General features: G+C 48.5%; 7 protein-coding genes. 1 reads left to right on the forward strand and 6 read right to left on the reverse strand.

The window, feature by feature from the left end; all coding sequences use genetic code 11:
- Positions 1-86: 86 nt before the first annotated feature.
- Entirely contained in the window at positions 87-521 is a 435-nt protein-coding gene (locus tag RWJ96_RS06720; RefSeq protein WP_314019613.1) for an Hsp20 family protein, read from the reverse strand.
- Positions 522-807: 286 nt separating this feature from the next.
- On the opposite strand from RWJ96_RS06720, the gene RWJ96_RS06725 reads away from it, so the two are divergent.
- The gene (locus RWJ96_RS06725) at positions 808-1,371 is read left to right on the forward strand and encodes a hypothetical protein (RefSeq protein ID WP_314019615.1); all 564 of its coding nucleotides are present in this window, start codon (positions 808-810) and stop codon (positions 1,369-1,371) included.
- Positions 1,372-1,846: 475 nt separating this feature from the next.
- On the opposite strand, the gene RWJ96_RS06730 is transcribed toward RWJ96_RS06725, so the two are convergent.
- The 5 genes from RWJ96_RS06730 to RWJ96_RS06750 form a co-directional block, all read right to left on the reverse strand.
- Positions 1,847-2,116, reverse strand: a complete 270-nt coding sequence (locus RWJ96_RS06730) for a hypothetical protein (protein ID WP_314019617.1) — start codon at positions 2,114-2,116, stop codon at positions 1,847-1,849.
- Between the two features lie 12 nt (positions 2,117-2,128).
- The gene (gene clpB / locus RWJ96_RS06735; RefSeq protein ID WP_314019619.1) at positions 2,129-4,711 is read right to left on the reverse strand and encodes an ATP-dependent chaperone ClpB; all 2,583 of its coding nucleotides are present in this window, start codon (positions 4,709-4,711) and stop codon (positions 2,129-2,131) included.
- Between the two features lie 213 nt (positions 4,712-4,924).
- Complete coding sequence (locus RWJ96_RS06740) at positions 4,925-5,371, reverse strand: PIN domain-containing protein (RefSeq protein ID WP_314019621.1); 447 nt, start codon at positions 5,369-5,371, stop codon at positions 4,925-4,927.
- A complete protein-coding gene (locus RWJ96_RS06745; RefSeq protein ID WP_314019622.1) occupies positions 5,355-5,696 on the reverse strand; it encodes a type II toxin-antitoxin system RelB/DinJ family antitoxin in 342 nt (113 codons plus the stop codon). Before RWJ96_RS06745 ends, RWJ96_RS06740 begins: the two co-directional genes overlap by 17 nt.
- Positions 5,697-5,760: 64 nt before the next feature.
- Entirely contained in the window at positions 5,761-7,395 is a 1,635-nt protein-coding gene (locus tag RWJ96_RS06750; RefSeq protein ID WP_314019623.1) for an ABC transporter ATP-binding protein, read from the reverse strand.
- Between the last annotated feature and the right edge of the window lie 112 nt (positions 7,396-7,507).

Genomic DNA, 7,507 nt, shown 5'->3' on the forward strand with positions numbered 1-7,507 from the left:
CGTGCCTGGCAGGTCAACTACCAGGCACCTTACTGCCTGAGCAGCAGCTTGACTGACCGCCAAAGCTGCCGCTCAGAGCACTAGTGTTAGTCGATTGCAATCTTTGTGACGCTAGCCTGCTGATCCTGCTTTGGAACAGTGATGGTCAGGATGCCGCCATCAAGCTTTGCAGTTAGGCCCTCTCGAGCTGCATCCTTCAGATACACGCCGCGAGTTGCCTGCCACTCAGAAGACTCTTTGTGCAGGTAGTTCTTGGCCTTCTCCTCCTCGGACTCCTTGCGAGTAGCGGTGATTGAAAGCCTGCCCTCATTTAGCTCGACGTCGATGTTCTCCTTAGAAACGCCAGGGAGCTCGGCCGTTACCACGTAAGACTGGCCTGCATCCTCAACGTTCATGACAAATGCATCGGACGAAACAGAGGACAGGGCGGAATAAGGCGCGTCAAAGAAAGAATCAAATGAGCCAAATGGCCACGTGCTCAGATTCCTTGCAATACGATCATAGGGAACTACATTCTTCATAGTAACCACTCCTTTACTGGTAGATGCCGTTATTGGCACTTCGTTATTCATCATCTGTTGTACCCTGCTTGCACGAATTTATACAACTTTTTATAAAATTTCTAAGTCTTACTGACTAAGATTATCCTGCGATTATGTACTGCATTGATACGTGGACCGACACGCGAGCCGACACGCACTCAATCTGCGACCACTCAAATATCCAAGCAAAACTGTGCAGGATTGCGCGCGCTGCGGTATCATGTTTTATATCAATGTTTTGCGAGACTACGACAAAAGGACCATCGTGGACACCTCGAACAACCTTGAAAACAACGTTTCACCTGCGGATCAGGATCCTCGTTCTGACGCTCAGCAGGAGTTTGAATACGCTGAATCTTTTGAGCAGGAAGCCCAGCCAGCTGATAATGCCGAGCTTTATGCAACTGGTGCACAGCACTTCTCGTCATCTGAGATTTCTGAGCATGCAGGCGAGGACGCAGCAAAGCAGCCGTACGTTCGCCAGCACCGTCATCACAAAACAGTGGAGCCTATCAGCGACTTTACGATGCCGGGCGAGAAGCTCGAACTTCCCGAGAACCAGGCTGCTGGCTTTGAATCCAGCAAGGGTTCTTACGCGAAGAAAGGTTGGCGCAAGCCAAAGAACGAGATTGCTCACCTTCGCAAAGACGTTCACTACGGCCAATACCTGCAGGTTCCTAAGGGCCAGCGCGACATTTTTGTCAGGAAAGAGCGCCGCTCAAATGCAGGCTCGCTGATTGCCGCCATCATTGTTTTGGCTATCATTGCCGCAGTTTTCTATTTCCTCTGGACCTGGATGTCCACCAACTGGGGCGTTGCGATTCGCTAAACAGCAAAGCCGCGCGGTTCGCCAGCGGTAGCCGCAAAGTCGCGAAGTCGCGCGGTGTGTCGGCAACTGAGCCGCCCGCTGCGCGCCTGATTTCTGCAAAGAATCTGTAACTTTTGCCTAAATACATAAAAGAATCGGTGGATTTGCCTGATTTCATCAAAGAATCTGTGTTCCAAACACAGATTCTTTGTACTTTTCAGGCGGATTTTGAAGCGTTTTTCTGACGGCTCCATTGGCGCTCACATGGAGCCTGTTTTTCTCGCCATGTCTGAATGATTTGCCGGAAAAGTGCACCAAGTCTGAGCTATTTGCCGATTTTTCTCACCATGTCTGAGTAAATTTACTCAGACATGGCGTACTTTTCAGGCTCGCAATCATGAACTAACCGTCGAGCCGCACGCAAAAAGCCGCTGATACATCATGTACCAGCGGCTTTTGTTTGTAGCGTTCAGCGCCTGGCGAGAAACCCGGTGATCTAGCTCCAGGGATCGCGCTCAAAGAGAGGCTCGCTCACGGGACGACGATCGGAGTACGGGTCGTAACCGTCATCGTCTTCGTTTTCCGCGCGAGCAAACTCCGGGTCAACAACCTGCGCTTTCTTGGAATCCGTGTCCTTGTGCGTCGAGGCCTTCGCGGTAGCCGTCGCAGCAGCCGCAACCTGCGGTGTAGCCGTCGCAGCAGCTGCGACCTGCACAGCGTCCTTGTGCGCCTCGGGCTTCTCGGCCCTGTTTGCCTTATCGCACATGTGCAGCCTCATTTACTTCTTGCGAGCAATCAAGTTGCCGTTCTCGTCAGTATCAACCAGAACAGTATCGCCCTCATGCAGCTCACCTGCAATAATCAAGTTTGCTACCTGGTCAACAACACGACGCTGAATCAGTCGCTTCAGAGGACGAGCGCCGTAAACAGGATCCAGGCCATCAAGAGCCAGCGACTGCTTAGCAGCCTCAGAAAGTTCCAGCGTCATGCGCTCGTTAGCAAGCCTGCTACGAACATCCTTAAGCTGAATGTCCACAATGCGCTCAATGTCCTCAAGACCCAGAGGCTGAAAGACAACCACGTCGTCGATACGGTTCAAGAACTCAGGGCGGAAGGAGCTACGCAGCGCCTCCATAACCTGCTTTCTGGACTCCTCGTTGAAGCCTTCCGCGCCGGCACCAGCAATGAACTGTGAGCCAACGTTACTGGTCATGATAATGATGGTGTTCTTGAAGCTCACTACCCTACCTTGACCATCGGTTAGGCGACCGTCGTCCAGAACCTGCAGCAAGATGTTGAAGACGTCAGGATGAGCCTTCTCCATCTCGTCCAGCAAGATGACGGAGTATGGATGCCTACGAACTGCCTCGGTAAGCTGGCCGCCCTCGTCATAGCCCACGTATCCTGGAGGTGCGCCAATAAGACGCTGGACCGAGAACTTCTCCATGTACTCAGACATATCAATGCGGATCAGCGAGCGCTCGTCGTCAAACAGTAGCTCTGCCAGTGCCTTTGCTAGCTCAGTCTTACCTACACCGGTTGGGCCCAGGAAGAAGAAGCTGCCCAGAGGCTTGTTTGGATCTGCAAGACCTGCGCGAGAACGGCGGACTGCTGCTGCAACTGCGGAAACAGCGTCGTCCTGGCCAATAACACGCAGGTGAAGCTGGTCCTCAAGGTTCTTGAGCTTGTCCATCTCGCCCTGCATCATCTTGGAAACAGGAACGCCGGTCCACGAAGAAACTACCTCGGCAATCTCGTCCGTGGTGACCTCTTCCTTGAGAATTCCGCCGTCTTCCTGCTTGGCGAGAAGGGCTTTTTCTGCCTCATCGTATTTACGCTCAAGCTCTGGAATGGTGCTGTAACGAAGCTCGGATGCCTGCGCCAAATCACCCTCGCGGGTCACGCGCTCCATCTGCACCTTTGCGTCCTCAATCTGGGACTTCAAGTCCTGTACCAGGTCAATTGCCCCGCGCTCATTCTGCCAGTTGGCCTTCATGCCATCAAGCTTTTCCTGAGTTGTAGCAATCTCTGCGCGAAGGTTCTCCAAGCGCTCCTTTGAAGCAGCGTCTTCCTCCTTCATCAGAGCCTGCTCCTCAATCTGCATCTGAGTAAGCTGACGATCAACCGCATCAATTTCTGCTGGCATGGAATCAAGCTCCATGCGAAGCCTTGATGCTGCCTCGTCTACCAGGTCAATTGCCTTATCTGGCAAGAATCGGTCAGAAATGTAGCGGTTAGAGAGGTCTGCTGCTGCAACCAGAGCAGAGTCCGTAATACGGACGCGATGGTGCTGCTCGTACTTCTCCTTAAGGCCGCGCAGAATAGAAATGGTGTCTTCAACAGTAGGCTCGGAGACAAGTACGGTCTGGAAACGACGTGCAAGAGCAGCGTCCTTCTCGATGTACTTGCGGTATTCATCCAGCGTGGTAGCGCCAATTGCGCGGAGCTCGCCACGAGCAAGCGCTGGCTTCAAGATGTTACCAGCGTCCATGGATCCCTCGGAAGCGCCAGCGCCTACGATGGTATGAAGCTCGTCGATGAAGAGGATAATCTGGCCGTTAGACTTGGCCACCTCTTTTACCACGCTCTTCAAGCGGTCCTCAAACTCACCACGATATTTTGCGCCTGCTACCAGGGCAGACATGTCAAGCTCAACAAGCTCTTTGTCGCGCAAGGTACTTGGAACGTCGCCAGAAACAATGCGCTCTGCCAGGCCTTCCACAATTGCGGTCTTACCAACACCAGGCTCGCCGATAAGAACAGGGTTGTTCTTGGTGCGGCGGCTCAGAACCTGAATGGTGCGACGAATCTCTTCGACGCGGCCAATAACTGGATCAAGTTTTCCTTGGCGAGCAAGGTCGGTCACGTTGCGACCGTACTGCTCCAAGGCCTCAAACTGCGGCTTTGCATCCTGAGAGGTTACGCGCTCATCGCCACGAAGCTCGTTGTAAACCTCTTCCACGCGCTTAGCAGTAACGCCAGCGTCGCGAAGAATCCTACCTGCGTCAGTGTTGTCGTTTGCAAGCGCAGTGAGCAGGTGCTCAGAGGTAACGTAGGAATCTCCCAGCTTAGTGGCAAGTTTCTCGGCCTCATTGATAACCTTGAGAAGGTCGTTGCCAATGCCAATCTGCGCTCCGCTTACTTTTGGAGCCTTGGAAATTGCCTGGTCTACCTGCGTGGCAATGGTGTCAGGATCTGCGCCAATCTTCTCCAAGATAGAACGCAGGTTGCGCTCATTGCTGTCCAGTAGCGCCTTGAGCAGGTGTGTTGGTGCAACCTCGGAAGCCTCTACATCACCAGCAATACCAAGAGCTGCCTGCAGTGCTTCCTGGGCGGTTACGGCCCATTTATCTAGTCTCATAAAATCACCCTCCTACCCCAAACAATAATCGTGCCGGGGACTGAATCTTCATCGGATTCTATATACCCCCAAGCACGACTTTTAATACATATCTAAGTGTGTTTGTAGTAGATTTTCTTATCGCACTATGCTGAGCTTTTGCGTTACCCAGCTTTAAGCTTTTGCGCCACCCAAATTTGCGCTATTGCAGCACTATCCCACACCTTACTACCTCTAAAATTCAGCCTCTTCATAAACAAGATTTTGTTCAGCTTCTATTGTCGAGAAAAACTTGGCAGGTGTAAGCACTGGTATATCCGAGCGAACAAAATCTGCCGTATTTCTTGTGACGATATAATCTGCCTTTATCTTCTTAGCAGCGCGCCAAATAAGGCAGTCTTCAAAGTCTTCCCACTGCTCAGACAGCGCATTTGAAATATCCGCTCCATCAATAGAACATACGGTGAGCAGTGGAGATACTTCTTTTAGTATCTCTTGCATGTGGGCAGAGCCGTGAGCCTTAGCACCCACATAGTAGAGATCTGTGTATGACTGAGCTGCTATCCACAGTTCGGCATCTCTAAACTGCTTCATTATGAAAAGTTTTTTCGCGTCTGCAACAAACTGTTCCCTGTACAAAAAGACGTCCAGCAAAACGTTAGTATCAATCAAGAGCTTCATAGTCACTTGACCTCCACTCGCTGATTGCCTCTTTGTAGGTGCTATCGCCTAAATCATTCCAAAACGACGCCGGCGCGGGAACTGAAATCTTTCCAAAAAGTGACGCAAGCTGCTCTTTGTCCTTCTCGCTCAATTGGCGAGAAGACCCTTTGGCAGAAGATTCCAACGAAGCGCTTTCATGAGCATCAGGAAGTCTGCCTGTCACCAGCACATATTCAAAGGCCGCATTAATTAGCTGGGTGGTGTTTGACCCAAGCGATTCAAGAACCTCGGTAACCTGATTTTTGACTTCAACAGGAATACGAGCAGTTACAATGCTGTCCATGGACACTCCTTTACCTAGTTATATCTTTGTATTCATATATTACAACTAGGTAAAGAAGCAAAAGCTAAACGGTTTCTGACTGGATGCTTCCGTCTTTTAAAACAAGAGAGTGGAAGCGATTTCTTATTTCAGGGGTTACTTGATGAGACGTCATAATAACGGTTCTTTCCTTATCTTTTAAAATCAAATCAATGAGGCTCTGAACTGAGCCGGCATCCAAATGAGCAAAGCTCTCGTCATAAATCACAATTTGTGGCTTAAACAAAAAGATTCGTGCAAGAGCAAGCCTCTGTCGTTCTCCACCAGAAAGACTGCTTCCAGCTTGATCAATCACATGATCAATTCCGTCTGGATATCGGGTAAGAATCTCAGAAAAGCCTGATTTTGTAATAGCGTCAATAATTTCTTCATCAGTAAAGTCATGACAAAACAACGTTACGTTATCCCTGATAGTTGCATTAAAAATAAACGTTTGCTGAGAGCAAGGGATTATGAATCGAGCATATTGCTCACTTTTGAATTGCTTGATTGGCACGCCATCCAAACAAATATCTCCGTTATCTGGGCTCAGGGCATCTGTTAGCAGCTTGATTAGTGTTGTCTTTCCACTTCCCGAACTTCCTTCTAGAAGATACTTTCCGCCACGTTCCAAAGTAAAACTAATATCCGATAAAACTAATTTGTCCTTGTCATAGCCATACGAAACATGATTGACCGTTAGATTTTCAAAACGCTCAGGGGTATTTTCTACCCCACTTTCTGTAGCTGGGGCTTCATTAAGAAGCGTTTGTATTTTAGTAATTATCTCTTTTGCGCTTCTCATATCAGTAATTGAATCACTTATGTTTTGAATAGGATTTGCTATGTAGACAACAAGCTGAGATGCCGCAACCATCATTCCTACTGTCATTAATCCATTAAGGGTAAGAATGGCGCCAATAAAATAAATTCCAATGTAAATAATTTGACCCACAGTGAATGAAAGTAAGCGAGCTAAAGAACTAAAGTACCGAGCACCAAATTTCTGCTTCTCCCAAGCCTGATTCGCACTACTCATGGCAACCCGTGAGGCCTCTGTTAGATGAAAGCTCCTGAGCAGATCAAACCCTTCAAGATGCTCATTTGCTGTAGCAATAAAATGCTCAGCTGACTCAGATTGTGCTTTTCGTTTATTAGAAATGATTCCGGACATTGTGTTGGGAACAAACATCTGAACAGCTATCATGCATAAAATGAACAGTACGAGCCACGGTGAAATAAACAGCAAGAGTATTAGGCTTACTACGCCAGAAAAGACATCTATCAAGAGATCAATAAAGACGCGGAAGTATGTTTCCTCAAGTAAATCAAGATCGTTAGTAAGGATTGAGAGCCAATGACTTGTATTGAATGAGTGAAACTCAGGAATTGAACGATTGAATATCTTTGTAATCAGTTCATCTCGTAAATGCATCTGGCAGCCCTGTATAACTGACCAGCGCAAACGTCTGCAAATTAAGTCGATAACAAAATAGCAGAATATATAAAGGCCAAACCAGAGTCCATCATTCAGTGCGTCCGACAAATTGCCATCCATGGCAAGATTAACGGATTGAAGCATTACAAATGAAAGTGCAATTTCAAACAAACTACTTAAAAGAGAGAAGACTACAAAGAATATTAGTTTGCTCTTTTGTTGAGCGTAAAGGTATTTAAGCATGCCATCTCCCTTAAAAGAGATCTCGTTTTAAAAAGGTTATGACTGCATGTGGTATTCGGTATTCGGTATTCGGTATTCGGTATTCGGTATTCGGTATTCGGTATTCGGTATT

The sequence above is a fragment of the Lancefieldella parvula genome (assembly GCF_963547875.1).
Classification (GTDB): Bacteria; Actinomycetota; Coriobacteriia; order Coriobacteriales; family Atopobiaceae; genus Lancefieldella; species Lancefieldella parvula_D.